Genomic DNA, 25400 nt, shown 5'->3' with positions numbered 1-25400 from the left:
GCGCTCAGTCGCGGATCAGCCGGTGCTCGACCAGATGCGCCACCACCGACGGGTCGGCCAGGGTCGAGATGTCGCCGAGGGCCTCGGGCTGGTTCTCGGCGATCTTGCGCAGGATGCGGCGCATGATCTTGCCCGAACGCGTCTTCGGCAGGCCCGGCGCCCATTGCAGCCAGTCCGGCGTGGCGATCGGGCTCAGGTGCTCGCGCACGTGCTGGATCAGCGCCTTGCCCAGTTCCACCGAATGCGCGCGGCCGGCTTTCAGGGTGACGAACACGTAGATGCCCTGGCCCTTGATATCGTGCGGGGCGCCGACCACGGCGGCCTCGGCCACGTCCGGATGCGCGACCAGCGCGCTCTCGATCTCGGCGGTGCCCAGGCGGTGGCCGGACACGTTCAGCACGTCGTCCACGCGGCCGGTGATCCAGTAGTAGCCGTCTTCGTCGCGGCGCGCGCCGTCGCCGGTGAAGTAGCTGCCGGGATAGGTGCTGAAGTAGGTCTCGAAGAAGCGCGCGTGGTCGCCGTACACGCTGCGCATCTGGCCCGGCCAGGAATCGCGCAGCACCAGATTGCCCTCGCCGGCGCCCTGGATCTCGTTGCCTTCGGCGTCGACCAAGGCCGGATGCACGCCGAACAGCGGCAGCGTGGCCGAACCGGGTTTGAGCGCGGTGGCGGCCGGCAGCGGCGCGATCAGCATGCCGCCGGTTTCGGTCTGCCACCAGGTGTCGACCACCGGACAGCGGCCTTCGCCGACCACGCGGTGGTACCAGGTCCAGGCTTCGGGATTGATCGGCTCGCCGACCGTGCCGAGCAGGCGCAGCGATTTGCGCGAGCCGGCCTGCACCGGTGCCTCGCCTTCGCGCATCAGCGCGCGGATGGCGGTCGGCGCGGTGTAGAAGATGCTGACCTGGTGTTTGTCGACCACCCGCCAGAAGCGCGAGAAGTCCGGGTAGTTCGGCACGCCCTCGAACAGCAGCGTGGTGGCGCCGTTGCACAGCGGGCCGTATACGCCGTAGCTGTGACCGGTGATCCAGCCGACGTCGGCGGTGCACCAGTACACGTCGTCCTCGCGCAGGTCGAACACCGCTTCGTGGGTGAACGCCGCGTGCAGCAGGTAGCCGGCGCTGGTGTGCAGCACGCCCTTGGGCTTGCCGGTGGAGCCGGAGGTGTACAGGATGAACAGCGGATCCTCGGCGTTCATCGACGCCGCCGCATGTTCGGCCGGCTGGCCGTCCACCACTACGTCGTACCAGCGGTCGCGCGGCATCTGCATCGGCGGCGCGTCCGGGCCGTGGCGCACCACCAGCACGGTCTCCACGCTGTGCGTGCCTTTCTGCTTGAGCGCGTCATCCACGTGCGCCTTCAGCGGCAGCCAACGCCCGCCGCGCTGGCCGGCCGACGCGGTGATCACCAGCTTGGAGCCGCAGTCGGCGATGCGCGAAGCGATGGCGTCCGGCGAGAAGCCGGCGAACACCACCGAATGCACCGCGCCGATGCGGGCGCAGGCCAGCATCGCCACCGCGGCTTCGGGGATCATCGGCAGGTAGATGGTGACGCGGTCGCCCTTGACCACGCCCAGGCGCTCCAGCGCGTTGGCCAGTTTGCAGACGCGGGCGTGCAGTTCGCGGTAGCTGATGGCCTCGGACGGGGTGTACGGATCGTCGGATTCCCACAGGATGGCGGTCTTGTCGCCGCGCTCGGCCAGGTGCCGGTCCAGGCAGTTGACCGCCACGTTCAGTTCGCCATCCGGGAACCAACGGATGCGGAAGTCTTCTTTCGCGAAGCTGACGTCCTTGACCACAGTGAACGGGGTGGACCAATTCAGCCGGGCCGCCTGCTCGCGCCAGAAGCCCTCGGAATCGGTTTCGGCCCGGGCGCGCAGGCGCGCCACGGTGGCGGCGTCATAGGCGGAACGGCCGGCGAATTCGGCCGGCACGGGGAACAGTTCGGTCATCGGGAAACGCTCTCACGCGGTCGTACAGGCCCCTAGTGTATGGTATCGGTTCCCCGTGCGAAACCGCCCCCGCCATGCCCGAATTGCCCGAAGTCGAAACCACCCGCCGCGGCCTGTCGCCGCATGTCCTGGGCAAGCGCATCACCGGCGTGGTGCTGCGCCGCGACCGCCTGCGCTGGCCGATTCCGTTCGAGATCGTCGAGCAACTGCCCGGCCAGACCATCCTGGACATCGAACGCCGCGCCAAATACCTGCTGATGCACACCCAGGCCGGCAGCGCGCTCTGGCACCTGGGCATGTCCGGCAGCATGCGGGTGCTGAAGGCCGGTACCCCGGCCGGCACGCACGACCACGTCGACATCGAGCTCAGCGGCAAGCGCATCATCCGCTTCACCGATCCGCGCCGCTTCGGCTGCCTGCTCTGGCAACCGCTCGGCGAAACCCATCCGCTGCTGCAGAAGCTCGGCCCGGAGCCGCTGTCGCCGGAGTTCACCGGCGAGTACCTGTACCGCAAGAGCCGCGGCAAGACCGCCGCGGTCAAGTCCTTCCTGATGGACCAGGCCGTGGTGGTGGGCGTGGGTAACATCTACGCCGCCGAAAGCCTGTTCCGCGCCGGCATCTCGCCGCTGCGCGAGGCCGGCTCGCTGAGCAAGGCGCGCTACGAGAAGCTGGCCGAGGCGGTGAAGGCCATCCTGGCCTACGCCATCGAACGCGGCGGCACCACCTTGCGCGATTTCCTCAGCCCCGATTCCGAGCCCGGCTACTTCGAGCAGGAACTGGACGTGTACGGCCGCGAGGGCGAGCCCTGCAAGAAATGCGGACGGCCGCTGCGCGAGTCGCGCCTGAACAACCGCGCCGGGGCGTGGTGCGGGCATTGCCAGACCTGAGAATAAATCCGGTTGACAAAATAAAATCGGATGGTTTAATCGGTTAGTGCGCCCACTCATCCAAACCCTCGCCCTATTGCTTGGCCTTGTTCTCGGCCAAGCCGTCCATGCCACCGCCCAGATTCCCGACTCCATCCGGATCGACGGCAAAGACTATGCGCTGAACACCAATCCACTCAGCCAGAACCCGAAGCTGGTCGATTGGAACCCGCCGACCGACGCCACGCGCAGCACCGCCAACTGGCGTGGCTACGTGGCGTCCTGGGAAATCCGCGACGGCGGCCTGCTGCTGACGGATGTGAAAATCTCCACCTACGACGAGGTCAGCAAGCAGTATGGCGTACGGAGCGTTTCAGCGGATTTCGTTCCGGCCGTTCCGGCTCCCGCCGAATGGTATACCGGCGCGCTGATCATTCCTGACGGCGAGATGGAAGAATACGTGCACATGGGCTACGCCTCCACGTATTCGCATTACCGCATCTACCGAATCCGCGCCGGACGCGTGCTGGAGGCGCTGTCGCTCAGCCGCGCCGAGTTCGAAGCCTACCGCGCACGCAAGTTTGCCGAGTTCCAGAAGACCGAGGAATACCGCAAGGCGCTGGAGGAATCGCTGGCCCGCAGGGGCGGCATGAGCCGTAAGGAGACCGTGGAATTCCTTCGGCAGTTCTATTCGGAACAATACCTGGCCCGCTAGCACCCCGCCGCCACCCTGACATGCGTTGCCGAGCCGAGCCTGAACAACCGCGCCGGGGCGTGGTGCGGGCATTGCCAGACCTGACACATCGGGGATGGAGGCACCTCCGTCCCTATTGCGGTCCCTATTTGAGAACGTTGGCCGCTGGTGTTGGCGGCTATGCTGGCCGCCATGCTAGGCGCCATCGCCGGCACGCACCTGCTGCCCAAAGTCACCTATAGCGGCGTGCAGAATGTGGTGTCGACGTTGTTAGTGCTGATTGCGGCGGGGTTGATTGGTGGGATTATCTAATTCAACTGAGAATTATTCTGGTTGACCCAAACATTTGGGGTGGTTTAATGGCCTTCTAGACTATCTGTTATAGCCTCTCGCCTAAGATCTAAACGGAGAATACAAAAAATGTTGGTTACAAGAGTGATTGGCTCCTGTCCACAGTGCAAAAACCAAGATTCATTCGGTAATGTCATGGTTCAGTCAAATCATTTGTTACGAGGATGTATGTTTTGCGATTACTCCGAAAACATTCCTCTTCCACCACTACGCAAGAAAATCATTTATCTAGACCAATTCTTTTTTAGCGCCGCATTTCGTGAGCGAGACTCTAGATTTCTAGAGGCAGCAGAATTAATCAAACGCGCCACTTCAAGCCAAGTTTTGATAGCCCCATTTTCTTCAATACATGAAGATGAAACACACCAATGGCGAGGATTTGATGGTCGCAATAAAGATGATTTAATGCAATTTATTAAGGCAACATCACGCGGCCATCAGTTCGAGCCAAGTTATCGAGTAGAGCATGACCAAATTCTAAAAGCATTCGAATCATTTGTTCAGAATCAACCCAGCGACTTTCATCCTGATCGACGATTGGCAATTCGTTCAGACATTAATCACTGGGAAGATTACTTTCGTATCGACATTAGAGAGTACAGGGGAGATATTGAGCAAATTCGTAATCTCAAAAATCAAAGCGTAGAAAGCCTAATTAAATCTGTTTTTCCTGCATGGCGAAAATCTAAAGAATCTTTCTATGACCACGTTGAAATTGAAAGGCGTGATTCGGCAAAGATTTATCTCAACACTTATTATGAATACCTAACCAGGATAGCGAGAGGCGACCACAACGCATTATTTGATTCACCAATTTCGTCGATGGTTGTTCAGAATTTGTTTCAAGCATTACCCAAAAATATCGGGATTGGTGAAAAATATAAACAAATTGATGATTTCTTTAGATCTGACCACTTTGCAAACATTCCAAATGAATGGTTATCTTCGCGAATCTTTGCAGTTCTTCGAGAGCAAGTAAGAAATGGCGCTTACCAGAACCTGGAAGAATCTAAACGAAGACTTTCGGGATTTCTAAATGATGTAAAACACGTATCTATTTACTCACCATTTGTAGATGTAATGTTAGTAGACCAACCTATGGCAGCCATACTTGCAGATGGACGAATTAACATTCCAAGTCGTTATGGAACCAAAATCTATTCGTTAAATACCTGGCCTAATTTTCTATCTTGGCTACAATCCTTGATTGATTCAATTTCTGATGACCACCGGCAAGGATTAGAGCTTGCTTACCCTTAGGCATTTTATCCACAACATTTCGTATAGAAAATATGGTTCATAAAGCAGAATGATTAATCATCAAAGGAATCCGAGGGTAAGTCAAATGGCCTTTACTGATCTGTCCAGCTCAAATAATTCACCCAAATTAAAAAAATCGTACTCGTATCAAATTACTATCCTTATCTCAATTCTCATTATCTCAGGCTGCGCTAGTCACTATACACCCGATGCAATCTATGACCCATATGGATTCTTTTGGGGAATTTGGCATGGATTTATATTTCCCTTTTCATTGGCCGCAAACATAATTTCTTGGGTACTGTCACTTTTTGATATCCATGTATTTGAGGACATTCAAATAATAGGCAGGCCAAATACCGGACTTTTCTATTACTTAGGATTTATTCTCGGTCTTTCAAGCGGTAGCGGTGGCGTCAGCACCGTATCCCGATAATTTTTCGAAAAAATAGTTTCGACAGGAATAATCAATGTCTTCAAGCCTAATCGTCCTAACCGGCTTTATAACTTGGGCGTTATTGCTTCTGCTGCTCATGGAAATCATCCGTTCGCAACTGGTGGTGCGCGGCAAAGTGCCAGCCAACGGCTTCACGTCCGACAACGCCGGCCTGTCGCCCTTCATGCAACGCCTGGCACGGGCGCACGCCAACTGCGTGGAAAGCCTGCCGGTGTTCGGCGGACTGTTGCTGGTGGCCATCGCCACCGACCAAACCCGCATCACCGACCCGCTGGCGTATGTGTTCATGGCCAGCCGCATGATCCAATCGCTGGTGCATCTGGCATCCGTCAGCCCGGTGGCGGTCACCGTGCGCTTCAGCGCGTTCGCAGTGCAAATGGGCATCGGCCTGTTCTGGGCCTGGCAACTGCTATTCGCCGCGCTGGCGGCCTGACCGAGCCCCGAATCCGAATTCTCCGATAGACCGGAACCCGCATCCGGCCTGAAATTCCCAGATACGATCCGCGCCGGCATCCGCCGGCCGGCGACTTGTCTGCGGAGGCTTGATGCGGCCATTTTCTGTAGTTACAATAAACCATGCGCGTCAGCTATGATCCGGCCAAACGCCGGAAGACGCTGGACGAGCGCGGACTCGATTTCAAGGATGCGCCCGAGGTGTTCGCGGGGCTGACGTTCGAGGTCGAGGACACCCGCCGAGATTACGGCGAAACGCGCATGCTGTGCTTTGGCTCGCTGGCCGGCCGCCTGGTGGTGGTCGGCTACACGCAGCGCGGCGAGGTTCGTCATATCTTCAGCATGAGGAAAGCCAATGAACGTGAAAAAAACCGCATCGGCGCCTTCCTTGAAGTCTGACCTGCGGCGCGTGGACGTGCATCGCGTCCGTTCCGGCGAATACGCCGAACTGCCCGAACTCGACGAGGATATGTTGGCGCGCGGCCGCTTCAAACGCGCCGGTCGGCCGCTCGCCGCCGATCCGCGCCGGCAAGTCACCATCCGTTTGCCCGAGTCGGTGCTTCTGGCCTGGAAAGCCAGCGGTCCGGGCTGGCAGACGCGCATGGCCGATGTGCTCGGCAAACGCCGGCCGCAGGCCCGCGCCGCCAAACGCTGAGCATGGATTGACCGGGCGCCTCGGCTCGCATTTAATGGCGAGAGGCGCCGATTTGGCCGCCGGAGGACAATCCATGTATTGCGCATCGTTCATCTGGGAGCCCGGCACCTACGACGCCGAATTCCACCGGCTCAACGACCTCATCGAAGCCGCGGCCGTCGCCCTGCCGGGCTATCTGGGCGTGGAGTCCTGGCAGAACGCGGACGGTTCGCGCCGCTGCGCCAACTATTACTGGACCGACCTGGACACGCTACGCGCGTTCTCGACGCATCCGGCACACCAGGAGGCCAAGCGCCAGTACGCGCGTTGGTACGCGGGCTACCATGTGGTGGTGTCGGAGGTGCTGCGCTCCTACGGCGACGGTCATATCGCGCACATCACGCCCAACAGCCGCGAACGCGCCGGACACTGACATGTCCCATATCCGCCCCGCCGTTGCCGCCGACGCCAAAGCCCTGGCCGAGCTGCAGGAAGCCACGTTCCGTTCCACCTTCGGCGCCAGCAACTGCGCCGAGAACATGGACATGCACTGCCGGCTCAGCTACGGCGAGCACATCCAACGCGAAGAGCTGGAAGACCCGGCGCTGCACATCCTGGTGGCCGAGCACAACGGCCGGCTGGTGGCGTTCGCGCAGCTGCGCATGGGCCATGCGCCGGGCTGCATCACGGCCACGCGCGCGGGCGAGATCCAGCGCCTGTATGTGGCCGACGACTGGCACGGCAAAGGCCTGGCGCAAGCATTGATGGACGCCTGCACCGGCGAGCTGCGCCGGCAAAACGCCGACGCGGTCTGGCTCGGCGTGTGGGAGCACAATCCGCGCGCCATCGCGTTCTACCGCAAATGCGGCTTCACCGAGGTCGGCGAGCATGTGTTCGTGCTGGGCGAAGACCCGCAGCGCGACGTGCTGATGATCAGGCCGCTACCCGGGCATTGAGCCGCGACACGCGGCGGGCGATACTGGACCATGTCACGCATCCTCACTTGTGAATTGCGCTTCAACGGCGCCGAACTGCCGACGCTGGCGGCGGCCTTGGCTGCGCTGTGCGCGCCCAGTGACGGCGCGGATCTGCAGAGGTTGCTAGCCGAACTGGGTAGCGAACACGGCCTGAGCCTTGCGTTCGAACCGGACGACTGGCTGCGCGCCTTCCGGCGCGAACATCCGGATATGCCGGCTGCACCCGGCAAGATCGCCGTCGGCGCGTTCTGGACCGCCCTGCGCGAAGACAACGGGCAATGGGTGTTGAGCCTGACCGGCGCCACCGGTTCGATCAGCGATGCGCTGGTCGAATCGCCCGCGGTGCGCGCGGCCTTGCATGCACTGGCGGAATCCGTGCACGGCCGGCTGCAGCTGGTGGACGAATGGCAGGACAGCCTTCCGTTCTGAGTCAGGATTGACGGCCCTGCCGGTTCGGGCTGTAATGGCGGCAGGGGAATACATCCACCATTACAAGAATAGAACCCATGGAAAACCAAACCGCGCCGACCGTTGCGCCGGGCCAGTCCGGCCTTGGCATCGCCTCCCTGATCCTGTCCATCGTCTCGGCCCTGGCCATCTTCGTGCTGATCATGCTGGCCGGCATGGTGGAATCGGCCACGCCCGGCGGCATGGACGAGAACTCGCCGGAAGCGATTCTGATCGGCCTGTTCCTGGTCGGCTTCATGGGCGCGGCCCTGCTCGGCCTCGGCCTGGGCATCGGCGGCCTGGTGCAGCAGAACCGCAACAAGACCCTGGCCATCGTCGGCACCGTGCTTTCGGCGGTCACTCTGGTCGGCAGCATGTCGATCATCCTGCTCGGTCTGGCGATGGGTTGAGCCGCACGCGTCCTTGACGCGCGCGCCGGGCAAATCCGTTAGGCTATGGGAACGTGAATTCCCGCTTGGAGGACGCCCATGAAATCCCTGCTTACCGCCTTCCTGCTCGCAAGCGCGGGCACCGCCGTGCACGCCGCCGAACGCGTGGTTCCGATGGATCTGGTGGACGCCGACGGCAAGCACGCCTGGATCGGCGAGGTCAACGCGCAGGACAGCGCCTACGGCCTGGTGCTGACGCCGCAGCTGCGCGGTCTGCCACCGGGTCTGCACGGCTTCCATCTGCACGAAAACCCGAGCTGCGCACCGAAAGATAAAGACGGCAAGCCGGTCGCGGCCTTGGCCGCCGGCGGCCATTGGGATCCGGACAAGAGCGGCACCCACGATTCGCCCTGGGGCGACGGCCACCGCGGCGATTTGCCGGCGCTGTACGTGGACGCCGAAGGTTCGGCCACGCAGCCGGTGTTGGCGCCGCGCCTGAAAGCCGCCGACCTGAGCGGCCGTGCGCTGATGGTGCATGCCGGCGGCGACAACCACGCCGACCATCCGGCGCCGCTGGGCGGCGGCGGCGCGCGCATCGCCTGCGGCGTCATCGAATAAGCCTCCGTCAAGGCCCGCGCCATGCAGCGCCTGGAAACGAAAGTCCCGCCGCCGTTGGTGGCCTTGCTGTGCGGCGCGCTGATGGCGTGGATCGACGCCAACACCCTGCAGCTGGCCTTGCCGGCGGCGCTGAACTGGACGCTGATCGCGGCGTTGGTGCTGGCCGGCATCGGTTTCGATTTCGCCGGCCTGTACGCCTTCCGGCGCCGGCGCACCACGGTCAATCCGCTGCATCCGGAGAAAGCCAGCGCGCTGGTATGCGACGGCGTGTACCGCATCACCCGCAACCCGATGTATGTGGGCATGACCTGCTTCCTGACGGCGTGGGCGCTGTATCTGGACGCGCCGCTGGCCTGGCTCGGGGTGGCGCTGTTCGTGGCGTTCATCACCCGCTTCCAGATCATTCCGGAAGAACGCATGCTCGCGCGCCTGTTCGGCGCCGGGTTCGACGCCTACCGCACGCGCGTGCGGCGCTGGCTGTAAGCGTTCAGCCCGACAGCAGCGCCACCACCTCGTCGTCGTCCACCTGCGGAAACGCCCGGTAATAGGCGCCGACGCTGCCGAAATCCTCGGGCGTGTGCAGGCAGACGCAGGTGAAGCCCATCGCGCGCACCGCGGCCAGCGACTCGGCGGCCGCCACCGGCACCGCGCCGAGCAATTCCTTCGGATGCCGTGCCTTTACCGCGCGCAACGCCGCGATCATCGTGGCGCCGGTGGCCAAGCCGTCGTCGACCACGATCACCGTGCGGCCGGCGGGCTCGATCGGCGCGCGCGCCGGGGTGTAGCGCGCGCGGCGTGCGGCCATCAGCCGGCGCTGCACCCGCGCCTCCTCGTCCAGATAGGCGGCGTCGGCGCCGTGTGCCGCCGCGTGCGGCGCCACATAGACCTGGCCGGCCTCATCGACCGCACCGACCGCGACTTCGGGATTGAACGGCGAGCCGATCTTGCGCACCAGCACCACATCGAACTCGCCGCCCAGGCGCTCGGCTAGGATGCGCGCCATCGGCACCGCGCCGCGCGGAATGGCCAGGATCAGCGGATGCCGGCCGGCGTACGGCGCCAGCGCGCCGGCCAGCCGTTCGGCGGCGTCTTGGCGGTCTCGGAACATCGGCCACTCCGCAGGCGGATACGGCCCGATTATGGCGCAGGCGGCCGGAACCGGCCAGCAGCGGGTTCAGTCGCCCTGGTCGAGCGGCAATACCGCCTGCTGCAGTTCGATGGCGCTTTCGCCGGCCATGATCTTCTTGAACTCCGGGCGCGACACCGACACGTAACGCTCGTTGCCGCCGACCTCGACCTGCGGGCCGTCGGTCACCGCGCGGCCGTGTTCGTCCACGCGCACCACCATATTGGCCTTGCGGCCGGTGTGGCAGATGGTCTTCAGCTCCACCAGGTTGTCGGCCCAGGCCAGCAGGTACTGGCTGCCTTCGAACAGCTCGCCGCGGAAATCGGTGCGCAGGCCGTAGGCCAGCACCGGAATGCCGAGCGCGTCGACCACTTCGGTCAGTTGCCAGACCTGGGCCTTGCTCAGGAACTGCGCTTCGTCGACCAGCACGCAGTCGATCTTGCCCTTGGCCGCCAGCGCCTGGCGGGTGAGCGTGGCCAGGTCGTCGTCGCCGGTGAAGGTCATCGCGTTGGCCTTCAGCCCGATGCGCGAGGCGACCACGCCGACGCCGGCGCGGTGGTCCAGCTTCGGCGTCAGGATCAAGGTGCGCATGCCGCGCTCGTGGTAGTTGTACGCGCTCTGCAGCAAGGTCGTGGTCTTGCCGGCGTTCATGGTCGAGTAGTAGAAGTACAGCTTGGCCAAACGGAGGTCCTCAGGGCTTGTCGGTTTCGGAGGGCTTGGGCGGAACCGCCTGCAGTTCGCTGGCGTTCACGGTGCCGGTCGGCAACGCCTTCCACGTGACATTCTGCCATTTCCAGTAGTCTTCCGGTTGCCAGAAGCGGTCCTGGTAGAAATCCTCGCCGTTGATGGTGATCGGCATGCCGCCGGGGCCCGGCACTTCGATGCGCAAGGTGCCGACGAAACCGGTGCGGCTGCCGGTGATGTTGCGCCGGTCGCGCTGCAAAACATGCTCGATGCGCGGTTTGGCGGCGGCGTCGCCGTAGCGCGCGTACAGGCCCGGACCGATGGCCAGCGCGCGGGCGCGCTCCTGCGCGTTCAACGCGGCCCAATACTGTTCGCGTTTGGCCACCAGGTCCCGGTACAGGCGCTCGGCCGCCATGTCCATCCAGACATAGGCCTCGGCGCGGTCGGTGGCCGCGCCCTCGCCCTTCCACAGCATCTCGGCCACCATCGCCTGCGAGGGCTTGTCGGCGTAGTAGGCGCCTTTGCGGAACTGGCGCAGCGCCTCGCGGTGTTCGCCCTTGGCGTAGCTCTTCATGCCCAGGATGCGCGCGCGCAGATCCGGATGGCTGGCCAGGAAACTGCGCGACTGCACGATGAAGCGGGTGTCGTCGGGGCCGTCCAGCGCCGAGGCCGGAGCCGGTGCGTCGGACGCGCCGGCGGTGGCGGACCAGAACAGGACAATCAACAGGAAACGGTTCATCGCGGAAACTCCTTCGCGGGGATTGCGGTACAGCCTACGCACGGCGGCGCGCGTCAGCGCGTGCCATCGGTCATGCCGGCGGCGCGATGCCGAGTAGAGCCAGTGCCTTGGAGAACTCGGCGTCCAACGGCGCGCGCACGTCGACCAGTTCACCCGATACCGGGTGAGCGAAGCGTAAACGGCCGGCATGCAGCAGCATGCGGTGCACGCCGAGCATGCGGAACGCGCGGTTGTGCCGGCCGTCGCCGTGGCTGGTGTCGCCGATCAGGTGATGCGAGACATGCTTGAGGTGCCGGCGGATCTGGCGGAAGCGGCCGGTGATGGGCATGCAGCGCAGCAGCGCGTAGCGCGAGGTCGGATGCTCCGCGCTCGGCACCGGCAGCTCGGCGGTGGCCAGGCGCTCGAATTCGGTGACCGCCGGCTTCTTCTCCGGCTTGCCGGGGCCGCCGTCCAGCGCGTGGTCGACGGTGAAGGCCGCTTCCGGCCATCCGCGGCAGACCGCGTAATAATCCTTGCGCACCTCGCGGCCCATGAACACCTTGCCCAGCGCGGCGGCGGTGCCGGAATCGAACGCGACCAGCACGCAGCCGCTGGTGGCGCGGTCGAGCCGGTGGATCAGGTGCACGCGCGAATCGAACTGCTCGCGCAGGCGGTGCAGCAGGAAATCGTCTTCGCCGCGCGACAGGCCGCTGGCATGCGCCATCAATCCGGCCGGTTTGTCGACCACCGCGCACACGTCATCGCGGTACAGCACCGCCAGGGCGGCTTCGCTCACAGGCGGCGCGGCCAGGCGGCGGCGAACGCCAGCACGGCGACGGCGATGCTGGCGTAACGCCAGGACGCTTCGGCGCCGAACACATGCAACGCCACAGCGGCCAGCGCGGCGGTCACGCCCAAGACCAACGCGAACAGCTGGCGCTGGTTGCGCTGGCTGACCGCGACCAGGCGCGCGATGTCCTCGGAGCGCATGCGGATATCGGATTCGCCCTGCACCTGCTTGACCAGAAAGGCCTGCAGCAGCGCCGGCAAGTCGGCGGCGTCGCGCGCCAGTTCCGGCCAACGCGCGCGCAGGCGTTCGACCACGGATTTGGGGCTGTAACGCGTGCGCAGGATGTCCTCCAGCACCGGCCGAGCCACCGCCCACAGGTCGATCGTCGGATCGAGCGTGCGCGCCAGACCTTCGGTGTTGAGCAGGGTCTTCTGCAGCAGGATCAATTGCGGCTGCAGGGTCAGTTCGTATTTCTGCGCGGTGCGCAGCAGCTTGCCGATCACCTCGGCGATCGAGAACTCCGACAGCGGCCGGGTGAAGTACGGCTCGCACACCGCGCGCACCGCCGCCTCCAGCTCGTCCAGACGCAGATGCGCCGGCATCCAGCCGGCCTGCACGTGCAGGCGCGCGATGGCGCGGTAGTCCTTGCGGAAGATGGCCATGAAGTTCTCGGCCAGGTAGTATTGGTCCTGCTCGCTGAGCTGGCCGACGATGCCGAAATCGAGCGCGATGAAGCCGGCCTTGGCCGGCTCGCGGACGTCGACCCAGATGTTGCCGGCATGCGCGTCGGCGTGGAAGTAGTTGTCGCGGAACACCTGCCGGTACAGGATGCGCACGGCCTGCGCGGCCAGCGCGCGGCGGTCGACGCCGAGCCGGTCGAGCTCGTCGATGCTGTCGGCCGGCACGCCGTACACGCGCTCCATCACCAGCACGCGTTCGCGGGTCAGGTTCCACTCGATGGCCGGCACCTGCAGTTCGGCGCCGTCCTGCCACAGCCGGCGCATCAGGCTGGCGTTGGCGGCCTCGCGCTGCAGGTCGCATTCGGCCAGCAGCGTGGTCTCCAGTTCGGCCACCACGTCGTGCGGGCGGATCTTGTCGGCGTTCGGGTGCAGGCGGCGGATACCGTCGGCCAGCAGGCGCATCAACGCGATGTCCTTGCCGATGCGGTCTTCGATGCCCGGCCGCAGCACCTTGACCACCACCGCGCGGCCGTCCGGCAGCCAGGCGGCATGCACCTGCGCGATCGAGGCCGAGGCCAGCGGCTCGTCGTCGAAGCGCTCGAACAGCTCGGCCAGGGGTTTGCCCAAGGCCTCGGCCACGATGGCCTTGGCCTCGCTGGAATCGAAGGGTTTGACCTGATCGCGCAGACCGGCCAATTCATCGGCGATGTCGCCCGGCAGCAGGTCGCGCCGGGTGGACAGCACCTGGCCGAGCTTGACGAACAGCGGGCCGAGCTCCTGCAGCGCCAGCCGCAGGCGCACGCCGCGCGGCTGCTCGCGGTGCGCCTTGGCGGTCGGCGAAAACAGCTTGAACAGGCGCACCAACGGCGTGGCGCGCGAAGCCGGCAGCCATTCGTCCAGGCCGTAGCGCGAGGCGGTGCGCACGATCGCCAACGCGCGCAGCATCGGTTTCATCGCAGGCCGTCCAACAGGCGATCGACCCGCGCCTGCAGGCGGTCGCCGCGCTGGCGCAGCCGGTCGACATCGGCGTGGAAGGCCTCGAGCTCGGCGCGGCCGACCACCACGCGCGCTTCCTCGGTGGCGTATTCGGCGCCGGAGCGCGCCAGATTGGCGGCGCTGACGCGCGCGTGGCGCAGGCCTTCGCGCAGCATTTTGGCCACCTGCGGGCCGAGCACCGGGCCGAAGGCGGTGACGAACGGCGCCTGCCAGTCGGGATCGAAGCCCTTGACCAGATCCTGCAGGACGCGCGCCAGCTCGACGTCGCCGCTGATGCGCATGGCGCCGACGGCGGTCTTGCCCTGCGCCAGCAGCGGCAGGGATTGCAGCAGGCCGGACAACCGGCTCTTGACGCTGACGTCGGCTTCGACACCGGGCGTGACCGGGCCGATGTGCAGATGGCCTTCGCGCACGTCGATGGCCAGGGCGATGTCCGGCGACTGCAGATGCGCCTCGATGCGGCGGCCGTCGAGCGTGCGCAGCTTGTCGCGGCTGGCCTCGTCGAGCGCGAGCAGGCGGTTCAAGGCCTGTTCCAGCACACGGCCGGCGAGCGGTTTGACGGCATCGAAGGGCGAAGCGGGCGTATTCATGATTCGGGCTTCCGGCAGCTGTCCTGCAGACGGCGCAGTCCTTCGGCGAAGGACACCTGCGGCACGTAACCGAAATCGCGGCGGGCTGCCGAGACATCATACCAATGCTCGGTCGACAGTTGTTCGGCCAGGAAGCGCGTCATCGGCGGTTCGCCGCCCAGGCGCAGCACGGTCCACAACGCCTCGCACAGCGCGCCCAAGCCGTAGGCCAGCGGATACGGCAGGCTGCGCGTCACCGGCGGCGCGCCGGCGGCAGCCAGCAGGCCGTTGACGATCTCGCGCACCGGCTTGGGCTCGGCGTTGGAGATGAAGTAGGCCTTGCCGGCGCAGGCGACGCCCGGGGCCAACGCGTCCAGCGCCTGCAGATGCGCCTGCACCACGTTGTCGACGTAGGTGCAGTCCATGCGGTTGCCGCCGTCGCCGATGAAACGCAGACGGCCGGCGCGCGCGCGTTCGGCCAGACGCGGCAGCAGTTGGGTGTCGCCCGGACCCCAGATCAACCGCGGCCGCAGCGCCACGGTGGCGAAATCCGGCGCGTCGGCGGCCAGCACGGCGCGTTCGGCCAGCATCTTGGTGTGCGGATAATGCGCGGAAAAGCGCGTGCCGTAGGGCGTGTCGATTTCGTTTCCGCCGGCCACCGCGCGGCGGCCGGCATGCACCACGCTCGGCGTGGAGGTATACACGAAACGGCGGATGCCGGCGGCGCGGGCTTCGGCCAACAGCACCTCGGTGCCGGTGACGTTGGTGCGGTAGAAATCGTCCCACGCGCCCCAGCCGCTGGCCTTGGCGGCGTTGTGCAGCACCGCGTCCACGCCGGCCACGGCCCGGCGCACGGCTTCGGCATCGTCCAATGCGCCCAGCACCTGGATCACGCCGAGCGCGTCCAAGGCCCCTGAGTGATTGCGCTGCAGGCTGACCACCGTATCGCCGCGCGCGCGCAGCGCCCGGCACAGCGCCAGGCCGAGGAAGCCGCTACCGCCGGTGACCAGCACCTTCACCGCGTGCGCTCCAGCTGCTGCGTGGCCCAAGCCGTCAGCTGCTCGCGGCCGATCTTGGCGTTGTGGCGGATATCGACCGGGAAGCCCGGATGCACCAGGAAGGTGTCGATGTGCTGGGTATGCCGGTGCGCACGCGCGATCTGCCGCAGCTCCTCGAACAGGATCTCGCGCGGCATCGGCTGCGCCGGATCGAGCTCGAGGCACAGCACCGGCTTCTGCCGGCCGTACTCGCCGACACCGACCAGCGCGCTACGCTTCAACGCCGGATGGCGGTTGAATACCGGCTCGACGTTCTCGGTGCCGAGCAGGCCCTGCAGGGTCTGCAGACGCTGCGATTTGCGGCCGCAGAACCACAGCCGGCCCTGCGAATCCTGCCAGGCCAGATCGCCCATGCGGTGCACGACGCGCGTGCCGCCGTCGGGCAGGGTTTCGTGGATCTTGCCGAGCCGGTTGGCGCCATCACGGCGGAAATAGCTGTCGGTGGCGCTCGGCCCGGCCACGGTGACTTCGCCGATCTCGCCCGGCGGCACGCACAGCGCGTCGTCCCAGGCCTCGATGGCGTCATCGTCGATGCGGATCAGGCGCACCTGGTTTTCCGGCAAGGCCCAGCCGACGCAGGTGCCGAAGCCCTGCTCGGTGCCGGCGCGGGTCAGTTCCAGCTGCGCGCCGTCGATCACCGCCACCGGCAGGCATTCGGTGGCGCCGTACGGCGTCCAGAACCGGGCCTCGGGCGCGCACAGGGCGCGGATGCGTTCGACCGTGGCGGCCGGCACCGGCGCGCCGGCGGAAATCACGCAGCGCAGGCCGGGCATCGGCTGGCCGTGCGTGGCCAGCACCGCCATCAACGCCGGCGAACCGAACAGCTGGGTGACGCCGAAGCGTTCGATGGCGTGCAGCAGCTTGCGCGGATCGGCGCTGCCGGGGCGGCGCGGATCCATGTCCGGGATTACGCTGGTCAGGCCGAGCGCCGGATCGAACAGGGCGAACGGCGGGAAGGTCGGCAGGCTGACGCCGCCGGGCTCGACCGAGAACGCCTGCTGCAGCAGACGCACCTGCGCGGTGAAGTGGCGGTGCCGGTACAGCACGCCCTTGGGCACGCCGGTGGAGCCGGAGGTGAACAGGATGGCGGCCTCGTCCTCACCGTCGACGACCGGCAGTTCGGCGCGGCTGGCGCGGCCGAGGGCCTCCACGGCAGCCAGGGTCTTGCCGCCGAACCAGGGCAGCGGCCCGGTGGTGACCTTGCGGCGCACGCCCGGCGCCCAACGCAGCAGCACTTTCGCCAGCTGCGCCAGCGGAATGCCGATGAAGGCCTGCGGCTCGGCTTCGCGCAGGCACTGCTTGAGTGCGGAGCGCGCGATGCCCGGATCGATCAGCACCGGCACCGCGCCGTTGCGCAGCAGGGCGAACATCACCAGGAAGAAGTCGATGGACGGCTTCAGCATCACCACCGCGCGCGTGCCGCGGCCGATGCCGTAGGCCTGCAGGCCGCGCGCCAGCTCGGTCACCCGCGCGTCGAGCGCGCGGTAGCTGATGGTCTGGTCGTAACGGGCGAAACCGCCGGAACACTTGCCGCCGGGGCAGCGGATGGCGACGGCATCGCCGAGCTCGGCCGCGCGCGACGGCAGGATGTCCGCGATGTTGGTCAACTCGGGCATCGCGGCGGGTCCTCAGCCGATGGGATGGCGGTCGAGGAACTGCCGGATCGCCGGCACCAGTTCCTCGTGCTTGTCTTCCAGCACGTAATGGCCGGCGTCACCATAGATCTTCTGGGTGGCGTTCGGCAGTTCCTTGACGAAACGGGCCAGGAAGTCCTGGTCGAACACGAAATCCTGCAGGCCCCAGCCGATGAAGGTCGGCACGTCGCGGTAGGACGGCAGCGCGGCCTCGGCCTGCTGGACCAGCGCCCAGGCGTCATCGCCGGCCTTGAGGGGGATGTCCTGCACGAAGCGGTGCACCGCACGCCGGTTGGCCCAGCTGTCGTACGGCGCCAGCAGCGCCTTGCGGCTGGCCGAGGGAATCGGCCGCGCCACGCCCAGATCGGCGGCGCCGCGGGCGAAGAAATTGAAGCCGCGGATCAGTACCGCGCCCAGCAGCGGGATGCGGCCGACCGCGATCTGCCACATCAAGCGCCGGCTTTCCGGCAACGGGAAGGACGAGGTATTCAGAATCACCAGACGCGCTACGCGGCCCGGATGCCGCAGCGCCCAGGCGAAGCCGATCATGCCGCCCCAGTCGTGCACGGCCAGGGTGATCGGGCCTTTCAGGTCGAGCGAGGCGATCAGCCGGTCGAGGTCCTCGACGCGGGAGGCCAAGGTGTAGCGGTAGTCGGCGTCACGGGGTTTGTCGGACAGGCCCATGCCGACGTGGTCGGGCACGATGCAGCGGTAGCCGTCCTTCAGGCCGGCCACCAGATGGCGCCAGTAGTAGCTCCAGGACGGATTGCCGTGCAGCATCACGACCGGCGGCGCGTCGGCCGGGCCCTCGTCGAGGTAGCTGAGGCCGATGCCGCCGCCGCGGTCGAAGCGTTTCGGCAGGAACGGATAATCCGGATACAGCGGCAGCTCGGCCACGGATTACCAGACCACTTCGGCCATCGAGCAGTTCAGGCCCGAACCGATGCCGAGCAGCGCGATGCGCTGGCCCTTCTTCAGACGGCCCATTTCCTTGAGCTTGCTGAGCACGATCGGCACCGAGGCCGGGCCGATGTTGCCGTGCTCGTGGAAGATGGTCATGACCTTGTTCGGGTCGATGTTGAAGGCCTTGATCATGGTGTCGGTGTGCACGCGGCTGACCTGGTGCACCACGAACTCGTCGATCTCCTCGACCGCCCAACCCATGGCCAGGCGCGCGGCCGCGAAAGTCTTGGCGGCCAGCTTCATGCCCTCGATCAGCAGCATGCGGGTGTCGGTCACCATGCGGTCGAGGTTGCCGCGGCACAGGGTGTTCCATTCGGTGGCCGCGCGCGAGACGCCGCCGCGGTAGCGCGGCGCGTCCGGCACCAGTTCGGCGCGGGCCATCACCATGGCGGCGGCGCCGCAGCCCAGGGTCAGCGAGGCCAGCTCGCTGCGGAACTGCTCTTCGGTCAGATCGGGCGCTTTCATGCGCGCCAAGGTCTTCTCATAGACCATGTTGGCGGTCTCGCCGTCGACCACCAGGGCGTAGTCGATCTCGCCGCGCTCCAGCATGCGGCTGGCCACGTCCATGCCGTTCAGGAAGGCCAGGCAGGCGTTGGCGATGTCGAAGTTCATGCAGGTATCGGCCAAACCCAGGTTGCCGGACACGATGCTGGCGGTGGACGGCTCCAGGAAGTCGCGGCTGACCGAGGTGTTGACCAGCAGGCCGACCTTGCTGCGGTCGATGCCGGCGTCGGCCAGGGCCTTTTCGGCGGCCATGGTGGCCACGTCGGAGGCCTGCAGGTCGCCGTCCCACAGGCGGCGGGCCTTGATGCCGGCGATGTCCTGCAGCACGTCGGTGCGGATGCCGAGGCGATCCATGGTCGGTTTCAGCTCCAGATTGATCTGGTCGGAAGTCAGGGTGACCGGGGCATCGATGTGGGCCAGACCGGCGATGGCGACGTTTTTGAAGAGCATGACGGATTCCAAGGTAACGGCCGGCGCCCGAACGGCGCGGCCCAAGCCTGTTATTCTGCCATAACTGCCCCGCAAATGCCGTTTTCCGGCGCAAGCCGGCTTCGGAAACAAAGGCTTAGTCCTGATTGTCAGGACTGCGTTTATGCTATCGCCAACTAGACCTCTACGCCGGAGCACCGCATGATCCACCTCCCATCCGCCCTGCCGATGCACCGGCAGGGCATGCCTCGCCGGATGAGCGCGCCATGATCACTCTGCTGGACCGCCACCTGACCGCCCTGCCCGAAGCGCCGGCGTTGACCGGCATGCGCCGGTTCGCGGTCGAATTGCTGTACTTCGGCGTGAAGGAAGCGCGCGCCTGCCTGTTCGCCGGCCTGTTCTTCCTGGCCGTGTTCCTGTGCCCGCGTGCCGGCCTGTTCGGCATCCCGCGCTACGACCTGCTGCTGCTGTTCGCGCTGGCGGTGCAAGCCTTGATGCTGTGGACCAAGCTGGAGACCTGGGACGAGTTCAAGGCCATCGGCCTGTTCCATGCGGTCGGCTTCGCGCTGGAGGCGTTCAAGGTGTCCGGCAGCATCCAATCCTGGAGCTATCCCGATCCGGCCTTCAGCAAGGTGCTGGGCGTGCCGTTGTTCTCCGGCTTCATGTACGCCGCGGTCGGCAGCTACATCATCCAGGCCTGGCGCCTGCTCGACATCCGTGTGCTGCACCATCCGCCGTACTGGATGGCCGGCCTGGTGGCGCTGCTGATCTACGCCAACTTCTTCACCCACCATTACATCGGCGACTACCGCTGGTACCTGGCGGCCTGCGTGCTCGGCCTGTACTCGCGCACCACGGTGGTGTTCCGCCCGTACGACCGCGACCGCCGGATGCCGCTGCTGCTCGGCTTCGTGCTGACCGGCTTCTTCATCTGGCTGGCCGAGAACATCAGCACCTTCTTCGGCATCTGGCGCTACCCCGACCAGCTCGGCGCCTGGTCGGTGGTGCATCTGGGCAAATGGAGCTCCTGGGCGCTGCTGGTGGTGATGACTTTCACCATCGTGGCCAACCTGAAGCACATCAAGGCGCGCATCCACATCCCGGACTGAAACGCGAAAGGGGCCCATCCGGGCCCCTTCCACGCTCCGCCATCAAAGGCAGCGCTTACTTGGCCTGCTTGCCGTCCGCCTTGACCGGCTTGCCGTCGTTGTCGAGCACGGTGATCGGGCCGATGTTCAGCGCCGCGATCTTGTCCTTGATCTTGGACAGGTCGCCGACCACCACCCAGGTCAGGGAGTCCGGCTGGATGCCGGCGGCGGCGCGCTGCACGTCGCCCAGGGTGATCGACTTGATGCGGGCGCTGCGCTGCAGCACGTAGTCGTCCGGACGGTCGTAGCGCACGATGTCGGCGATCGAGCCGCCGAGCGCGCTGTTGGTTTCCAGCGAACCCGGCAGGCGCAGGGTGAACGAGTTCTGGATCTTGGCCAGCTCGTCCGGCTTGGTCGGGTTCTTGCCGGAGGCGAACTCGCGGATCTCACGGTCCATTTCGGCCATCGACTCGGCGGTCTTGTCGATCTGCACGCCGGCCGACGCGATCCACGGACGCGGACCCTGGGCGTTCTGCAGGCCGGAACGGGCGCCGTACGACCAACGCTTGTTCTCGCGCAGGTTCATGTTCAAGCGCGAGGTGAAGGTGCCGCCGAACACGCCGTTGGCCACGTCCAGATCGACCACGTTCGGATCGCGGCTGGACGGCACCAGCTGGCCGGCGAAGATGTTGGCCTGCACCGAACCGGGCTGGTCGATCAGGAACACGCGCGGCTTTTTCGGCAGCGGCACGGCGGCCACGGCCGGCGCAGCCGGCTTGGCGCCCGCGCCTTTCCAATCGCCCAGGTGCTTCTCCAGCAGCGGCACGATCTCGGCCAGCGTGGTGTCGCCGGTCACCACCAAAGTGGCGGCGTCCGGACGGATGTAGGCGTTGTGGTAGGCCAGCAGGTCGTCGCGGGTCAGCGCGGCGATGTCGGCTTCGGTGCCGGTGCCGCTGGACGGAATCGCGTACGGATGGCCGGCGCCGTACATCAGGCCCGGCAACACCCGGTTGACCACGCCCTGCGGCTGCACCTTCTCCTGCTTGATGGTGGCCAGCCACTGGGCGCGCACACGCTCGATTTCCTTGGCGTCGAAGCGCGGCTTGCGCAGCATGTCGGCGTACAGCGCCAGCGACGGTTCGAGTTTTTCCTTGATCGCCGACAGCGAGGCGCTGGCGCCGTCCAGGCCGGCGCCGCTGCCGATGTTGGCGCCCAGGCTTTCCTGCTTGGCGGCGAAGGCCAGCGCGTCGTACTCGCCGGCGCCCTGGGTCAGCATATTGGTGGCGAAGCTGGCGGTGCCGAGCTTCTTGCCGGCATCGGTGCTGAAGCCGCCGCCGAACAGCATGTTCATCTGCACCACCGGAATGCCCGGGCGGGAAGCCAGCACCACGTTCAGGCCGTTCGACAGGGTGGCGCGCTGCAGGGCCGGGAAGCTCAGGTCCGGGAAGGTTTCGGTCTTCGGCACGCCCAGACTGCGGTCGACGCCGGCCGGCAGGGTCTTGAATTTCGTGTCGACTGCGCCGACCGCCGGCGCCGCGCTACGCGCGACCGACGGCTCTTCCGCGGCCGGCTTGCGCTCGCCCGGCTCGACCACGGCGTACAGGCTGGCGTTGTTCAGCCACTTGTTGCCGGCGGCCTTCACCGAAGCGACCGTGGCCTTCTCGATATTGGCCAACGATGTGCGGAAGCAGCCCGGATCGTTCCGGTACACGGCGCAGGCGGCCAGCACGTCGGCCTTGCCGCCGAAGCCGCCGATGCGCTCGATCTGGCGGATGAAGCCGGACTTGATGGCGACCTTGGCCTGGTCCAGCTCCTGCTGGGTCGGGCCGTCGGCCAGCAGCTTCTTCAGCTCCTCGTCGACGATGGCTTCGACCCTCTTCGGATCGACGCCCTGCTTGATGGCGGCGCTGATCGAGAAGCGGCCGGACAGCTGTTGGCCGTAATAGCTGGTGGAGATGCTGTCGACCAGCTTCTCCTCGTGCACCAGACGGCGGTCCAGGCGCGAGCTGCCGCTGCCGCCGAGCACCTGGGCGAACAGATCAAGGTCGTCCTCTTCCGGCGCGCCGCTCTGCGCCACGTTCCAGAGGCGGTTCCAGGACACCTGCGGCACCTTGTCGGTCAGCACCAGGCGGGCATCGGCCTTCAGCGGCGCGACGTCGACCGCCGGCTGCTTGAAGTCGGGCGCGGCCGGGATGTCGCCGAAATACTTGGCGACTTTTTCCTTGGCGGTGGCCAGGTCGATGTCGCCGGCCAGCACCAGCACCGCGTTGTTCGGGCCGTAGGCCCGGCGGAACCAGCTCTTCACGTCCTCCAGCGAGGCGGCGTTGAGGTCGTTCATCGAGCCGATGGTGGTCCAGCTGTACGGGTGGCCTTTCGGGAACAGCGCCTTCGACAGCGGCTCGCGCAGCACGCCGTACGGCTGGTTCTCGCCCTGGCGCTTCTCGTTCTGCACCACGCCGCGCTGCTCGTCGAGCAGGGCCTGGTCGACGGCGCCCAGGAAGTGGCCCATGCGGTCGGATTCCATCCACAGCGCCATGTCGAGCGCGGTGGTCGGCACGTTCTGGAAGTAGTTGGTGCGGTCGCTGTTGGTGGTGCCGTTCTGGTCGGTGGCGCCGACGCGCTCGAACGGACCGAAGAATTCGTCGCGGTAGTTCTCCGAACCTTGGAACATCAAGTGTTCGAACAGGTGCGCGAAGCCGGTGCGGCCCGGGGTCTCGTCCTTGGAGCCGACGTGGTACCAGATGTTGACCGCCACGATCGGCGCCTTGCGGTCGGTGTGCACCACCACGCGCAGGCCGTTGGGCAGGGTGAACTGCTCGTAGGGGATGTCGACGGCCAGCGAGGCCGGCGCCTTGGCCGCGGCGGTCGGGGCGTAGGCGGCGGAGCCGGACAAAGCCAGGCCGAGGGCGAGCGCGAGAGCGGTGTAAGTACCTGAACGCATGGTGCTTCCTTATACGGTTGCGGGAGAAAAGAACCCAATGGTAAGCCATATTGACGCCCCCTACACTAGGCCGGAGGTCATAGTGGCGGCGTGAAAACATTCCCCGTCCACCGCCTGCTGCCTGCGCTGTTTATGCTGCTGTTCGCCGGCGGCGGCTCGGCCGCGGACGGCATCCGCTACGAACAGGGCCAGGCCCGCGACCCGGATAGCCGCCGTCTGCTGTACACCGAGTCGCACTGGACGCGCCTCGAGTCCGGGGCGCCGGTACGGCGTACCGTGCTGTACCGCTGCCCCGACGGCACCGCCTTCGCGCGCAAGGAGATCTCGTATGCGCCATCGCCCTTGGCGCCGACGTTCCGCTTCACCGACGTCCGGCTCGGCTATCAAGAGGGTCTGCGTTGGCGCGAGGGCCGGCCGGAACTGTGGACCAGCGGCCGCGACGGCGAGCGTGCGCAGACGCTGGCCAACCGGCCCGACCTGGTGGCCGACGCCGGCTTCGACGTGTTCATCCGCAGCCGTTGGCCGCAGTTGAGCGCCGGTGAGCGGCAGAGCCTGCGTTTCGCGGTGCCGTCGCGGCTGTCCAGCTACGGCTTCAACCTGCGCCGCAGCGCGGCGGTGCGCTACCGCGAACAGCCGGCGCAGACCTTCCGGCTCGGCCTGGACGGCCTGGCGGGATTGGTCGCGCCGGAGATCGAAGTCACCTACGGCCGCGACAGCCGGCGCCTGCTGCGCTTCAAGGGCTTGAGCAACATCCTGGACGACGCCGGCGAAAAACCGCTGAAGACACTGATCGAATTTCCGGTGAGCGACCGCGTGGTCGGCGCCGACGATGAAGACCGCGCGCGCCGCACTTTGCTAAAATCCTGCCAACTCAGCTGATCCAGGGACGCGTCGTGATCGACGTCATTCTGTTCGAGCCGGAAATCCCGCCGAACACCGGCAACGTCATCCGCCTGTGCGCCAACACCGGCGCGCGCCTGCATCTGGTCGAACCGCTCGGCTTCGAATGGGACGACGCGCGCGTGAAGCGCGCCGGCCTGGATTACCACGAGTTCGCCGAGGTGAAACGCCACACCGATTTCGCCGCCTGCCTGGCGCACTTGGGGCAACCGCGCGTGTTCTCGTTCAGCTCGAAGGCGGGCATCCGCTTCGATGCGCCGGCGTATCGGGACAACGACGCGCTGCTGTTCGGCCCGGAAACCCGCGGCCTGCCGGCCGAGGTGTTGGCGACGGTGCCGGAAACACAGCGCCTGCGCCTGCCGATGCGGCCCGGGCAGCGCAGTCTGAACCTGTCGAACGCGGTGGCGGTGGCGGTATTCGAAGTCTGGCGCCAGCGCGCGTATGACGGCGCGGCCTGAGTCCGCCGACGGATCCGGAAACTTAACCAAAGGTTAACGCGGCATGTCCGTCGCGGAACTTGCGTGACCATCGGCACTCCAAGTCGTGCATCTGCGAAATGCAGAATGCGTCTGCTGGAATGCAGGAAGGAATGCGAAATGCATTTCCGCACACACATGAAAAACCATTGGAGAATCCTATGAAACGTACCGTACTGGCCATCGTCCTGTCCGCCGCCGCGCTGTCCGCCCAGGCGTCCGACATCAACTACAACTACGTGCAGGGCACCTACGGCGAAGTCGACCTCGACGGCGCCGACCTGGACGGCTTCGGCATCGACGGCTCGATCAAGTTCAACGACAGCTTCTACGGCATCGCCGGTTACGAGAAGTACGACAGCAACGGCGTCGAACTGAGCGAAACCACCGCCGGTGCCGGCTTCATCAAGTCGGTCAACGACAAGACCGACTGGGTCAGCGAACTGTCGTTCGTGCGCAACAAGGTCGACTCCGGCCTGGGCGGCTTCAGCGACAACGGCTACCGCGTCGCCACCGGCCTGCGCGGCATGGTGTCCGACAAGTTCGAACTGAACGGCAAGGTCAACTACACCGACGTGGGCGACTTCGGCAACGGCTTCGGCGCCTCGGTCGGCGCCGTGTACCACGTCAACGACACCTTCGGCATCACCGCCGGCTACGACTACGCCGACCGCGACAACAGCGACCTGAACGGCTGGAACGTCGGCGCCCGCATCAGCTTCTGAGAAGCCGCGGTTACGCGACAAA

General features: G+C 65.7%; 29 protein-coding genes. 17 read left to right on the top strand and 12 right to left on the bottom strand.

What is annotated here, in order from left to right:
* Positions 1 to 4: 4 nt before the first annotated feature.
* Positions 5 to 1951 (bottom strand): acetate--CoA ligase, encoded by a 1947-nt coding sequence (gene acs / locus IEV56_RS04140; protein WP_188448093.1) that lies wholly within the window; start codon positions 1949 to 1951, stop codon positions 5 to 7.
* A 74-nt stretch (positions 1952 to 2025) separates the two neighbouring features.
* On the opposite strand from acs, the gene mutM reads away from it, so the two are divergent.
* The 13 genes from mutM (at position 2026) to IEV56_RS04080 (ending at position 9580) form a co-directional block, all read left to right on the top strand.
* Positions 2026 to 2838 (top strand): bifunctional DNA-formamidopyrimidine glycosylase/DNA-(apurinic or apyrimidinic site) lyase, encoded by an 813-nt coding sequence (mutM, locus tag IEV56_RS04135; RefSeq protein WP_188448091.1) that lies wholly within the window; start codon positions 2026 to 2028, stop codon positions 2836 to 2838.
* 46 nt (positions 2839 to 2884) lie between these two features.
* Positions 2885 to 3532 carry a hypothetical protein gene (locus IEV56_RS04130; RefSeq protein ID WP_188448089.1) on the top strand — a complete coding sequence of 216 codons (648 nt, stop codon included), beginning with the start codon at positions 2885 to 2887 and terminating at the stop codon, positions 3530 to 3532.
* Positions 3533 to 3691: 159 nt separating this feature from the next.
* Positions 3692 to 3823 carry a hypothetical protein gene (locus IEV56_RS10665; protein ID WP_268235750.1) on the top strand — a complete coding sequence of 44 codons (132 nt, stop codon included), beginning with the start codon at positions 3692 to 3694 and terminating at the stop codon, positions 3821 to 3823.
* 174 nt (positions 3824 to 3997) lie between these two features.
* The gene (locus tag IEV56_RS04125) at positions 3998 to 5122 is read left to right on the top strand and encodes a hypothetical protein (RefSeq protein WP_188448087.1); all 1125 of its coding nucleotides are present in this window, start codon (positions 3998 to 4000) and stop codon (positions 5120 to 5122) included.
* 470 nt (positions 5123 to 5592) lie between these two features.
* Positions 5593 to 6012 carry an MAPEG family protein gene (locus IEV56_RS04120; RefSeq protein ID WP_188448085.1) on the top strand — a complete coding sequence of 140 codons (420 nt, stop codon included), beginning with the start codon at positions 5593 to 5595 and terminating at the stop codon, positions 6010 to 6012.
* A gap of 143 nt (positions 6013 to 6155) precedes the next feature.
* The gene (locus IEV56_RS04115) at positions 6156 to 6431 is read left to right on the top strand and encodes a BrnT family toxin (protein ID WP_188448083.1); all 276 of its coding nucleotides are present in this window, start codon (positions 6156 to 6158) and stop codon (positions 6429 to 6431) included.
* Positions 6421 to 6687 (top strand): BrnA antitoxin family protein, encoded by a 267-nt coding sequence (locus IEV56_RS04110; protein ID WP_229730173.1) that lies wholly within the window; start codon positions 6421 to 6423, stop codon positions 6685 to 6687. Before IEV56_RS04115 ends, IEV56_RS04110 begins: the two co-directional genes overlap by 11 nt.
* A 73-nt stretch (positions 6688 to 6760) precedes the next feature.
* Entirely contained in the window at positions 6761 to 7099 is a 339-nt protein-coding gene (locus IEV56_RS04105) for an antibiotic biosynthesis monooxygenase family protein (RefSeq protein ID WP_188448080.1), read from the top strand.
* Position 7100: 1 nt separating this feature from the next.
* The gene (locus IEV56_RS04100; RefSeq protein WP_188448078.1) at positions 7101 to 7622 is read left to right on the top strand and encodes a GNAT family N-acetyltransferase; all 522 of its coding nucleotides are present in this window, start codon (positions 7101 to 7103) and stop codon (positions 7620 to 7622) included.
* A gap of 30 nt (positions 7623 to 7652) precedes the next feature.
* Positions 7653 to 8072, top strand: coding sequence for a hypothetical protein (locus tag IEV56_RS04095; protein ID WP_188448076.1), 420 nt, complete (start codon positions 7653 to 7655; stop codon positions 8070 to 8072).
* 77 nt (positions 8073 to 8149) lie between these two features.
* Positions 8150 to 8500 carry a hypothetical protein gene (locus IEV56_RS04090; protein ID WP_188448074.1) on the top strand — a complete coding sequence of 117 codons (351 nt, stop codon included), beginning with the start codon at positions 8150 to 8152 and terminating at the stop codon, positions 8498 to 8500.
* Positions 8501 to 8578: 78 nt separating this feature from the next.
* Positions 8579 to 9097 carry a superoxide dismutase family protein gene (gene sodC, locus IEV56_RS04085; RefSeq protein WP_188448072.1) on the top strand — a complete coding sequence of 173 codons (519 nt, stop codon included), beginning with the start codon at positions 8579 to 8581 and terminating at the stop codon, positions 9095 to 9097.
* A 21-nt stretch (positions 9098 to 9118) separates the two neighbouring features.
* Positions 9119 to 9580, top strand: coding sequence for a methyltransferase family protein (locus IEV56_RS04080; RefSeq protein ID WP_188448070.1), 462 nt, complete (start codon positions 9119 to 9121; stop codon positions 9578 to 9580).
* A 4-nt stretch (positions 9581 to 9584) separates the two neighbouring features.
* Here IEV56_RS04080 and IEV56_RS04075 read toward each other — a convergent pair whose 3' ends face one another.
* From IEV56_RS04075 to IEV56_RS04030, 10 genes are all read right to left on the bottom strand, one after another.
* On the bottom strand, positions 9585 to 10205 hold the full coding sequence (locus IEV56_RS04075; RefSeq protein ID WP_188448068.1) for a phosphoribosyltransferase: 621 nt from the start codon (positions 10203 to 10205) through the stop codon (positions 9585 to 9587).
* A 66-nt stretch (positions 10206 to 10271) separates the two neighbouring features.
* Positions 10272 to 10904, bottom strand: coding sequence for a thymidine kinase (locus IEV56_RS04070; protein WP_188448066.1), 633 nt, complete (start codon positions 10902 to 10904; stop codon positions 10272 to 10274).
* 10 nt (positions 10905 to 10914) lie between these two features.
* Positions 10915 to 11646, bottom strand: coding sequence for a sel1 repeat family protein (locus IEV56_RS04065; RefSeq protein ID WP_188448064.1), 732 nt, complete (start codon positions 11644 to 11646; stop codon positions 10915 to 10917).
* A 70-nt stretch (positions 11647 to 11716) separates the two neighbouring features.
* On the bottom strand, positions 11717 to 12436 hold the full coding sequence (locus IEV56_RS04060) for a pseudouridine synthase (RefSeq protein ID WP_229730208.1): 720 nt from the start codon (positions 12434 to 12436) through the stop codon (positions 11717 to 11719).
* Positions 12418 to 14049, bottom strand: coding sequence for a 2-polyprenylphenol 6-hydroxylase (gene ubiB / locus IEV56_RS04055; RefSeq protein WP_188448062.1), 1632 nt, complete (start codon positions 14047 to 14049; stop codon positions 12418 to 12420). Before ubiB ends, IEV56_RS04060 begins: the two co-directional genes overlap by 19 nt.
* On the bottom strand, positions 14046 to 14681 hold the full coding sequence (locus tag IEV56_RS04050) for a ubiquinone biosynthesis accessory factor UbiJ (protein WP_188448059.1): 636 nt from the start codon (positions 14679 to 14681) through the stop codon (positions 14046 to 14048). The genes ubiB and IEV56_RS04050 overlap by 4 nt, the downstream gene beginning before the upstream one ends.
* Positions 14678 to 15679: an NAD-dependent epimerase/dehydratase family protein gene (locus IEV56_RS04045; RefSeq protein ID WP_188448057.1), complete on the bottom strand. Its 1002-nt coding sequence runs from the start codon at positions 15677 to 15679 to the stop codon at positions 14678 to 14680. Before IEV56_RS04045 ends, IEV56_RS04050 begins: the two co-directional genes overlap by 4 nt.
* Positions 15676 to 17334: a fatty acid CoA ligase family protein gene (locus tag IEV56_RS04040; protein ID WP_188448055.1), complete on the bottom strand. Its 1659-nt coding sequence runs from the start codon at positions 17332 to 17334 to the stop codon at positions 15676 to 15678. The genes IEV56_RS04045 and IEV56_RS04040 overlap by 4 nt, the downstream gene beginning before the upstream one ends.
* 12 nt (positions 17335 to 17346) lie before the next feature.
* Positions 17347 to 18240 (bottom strand): alpha/beta fold hydrolase, encoded by an 894-nt coding sequence (locus IEV56_RS04035; protein WP_188449318.1) that lies wholly within the window; start codon positions 18238 to 18240, stop codon positions 17347 to 17349.
* Positions 18241 to 18252: 12 nt separating this feature from the next.
* Positions 18253 to 19269 carry a 3-oxoacyl-ACP synthase III gene (locus IEV56_RS04030; protein WP_188448053.1) on the bottom strand — a complete coding sequence of 339 codons (1017 nt, stop codon included), beginning with the start codon at positions 19267 to 19269 and terminating at the stop codon, positions 18253 to 18255.
* A gap of 245 nt (positions 19270 to 19514) precedes the next feature.
* On the opposite strand from IEV56_RS04030, the gene IEV56_RS04025 reads away from it, so the two are divergent.
* Positions 19515 to 20357, top strand: a complete 843-nt coding sequence (locus tag IEV56_RS04025) for a DUF817 domain-containing protein (protein ID WP_188448051.1) — start codon at positions 19515 to 19517, stop codon at positions 20355 to 20357.
* A 55-nt stretch (positions 20358 to 20412) separates the two neighbouring features.
* On the opposite strand, the gene IEV56_RS04020 is transcribed toward IEV56_RS04025, so the two are convergent.
* Positions 20413 to 23277 carry a M16 family metallopeptidase gene (locus IEV56_RS04020; RefSeq protein ID WP_188448049.1) on the bottom strand — a complete coding sequence of 955 codons (2865 nt, stop codon included), beginning with the start codon at positions 23275 to 23277 and terminating at the stop codon, positions 20413 to 20415.
* Between the two features lie 90 nt (positions 23278 to 23367).
* Between IEV56_RS04020 and IEV56_RS04015 the strand changes: the two genes are divergently transcribed.
* The 3 genes from IEV56_RS04015 to IEV56_RS04005 all read left to right on the top strand — a co-directional run bounded on the left by IEV56_RS04015 (position 23368) and on the right by IEV56_RS04005 (position 25378).
* A complete protein-coding gene (locus IEV56_RS04015) occupies positions 23368 to 24156 on the top strand; it encodes a hypothetical protein (protein ID WP_188448047.1) in 789 nt (262 codons plus the stop codon).
* 14 nt (positions 24157 to 24170) lie between these two features.
* Entirely contained in the window at positions 24171 to 24635 is a 465-nt protein-coding gene (locus tag IEV56_RS04010; protein WP_188448045.1) for a tRNA (cytidine(34)-2'-O)-methyltransferase, read from the top strand.
* Between the two features lie 179 nt (positions 24636 to 24814).
* On the top strand, positions 24815 to 25378 hold the full coding sequence (locus tag IEV56_RS04005) for an outer membrane beta-barrel protein (protein ID WP_188448043.1): 564 nt from the start codon (positions 24815 to 24817) through the stop codon (positions 25376 to 25378).
* The last annotated feature ends 22 nt before the right edge of the window (positions 25379 to 25400 follow it).

The organism is Arenimonas maotaiensis (genome assembly GCF_014638745.1).
Taxonomy (GTDB): Bacteria; Pseudomonadota; Gammaproteobacteria; order Xanthomonadales; family Xanthomonadaceae; genus Arenimonas; species Arenimonas maotaiensis.
The sequence above is the reverse complement of the archived record's forward strand: the minus strand, read 5'-3'. Positions and strand labels throughout refer to the sequence as shown.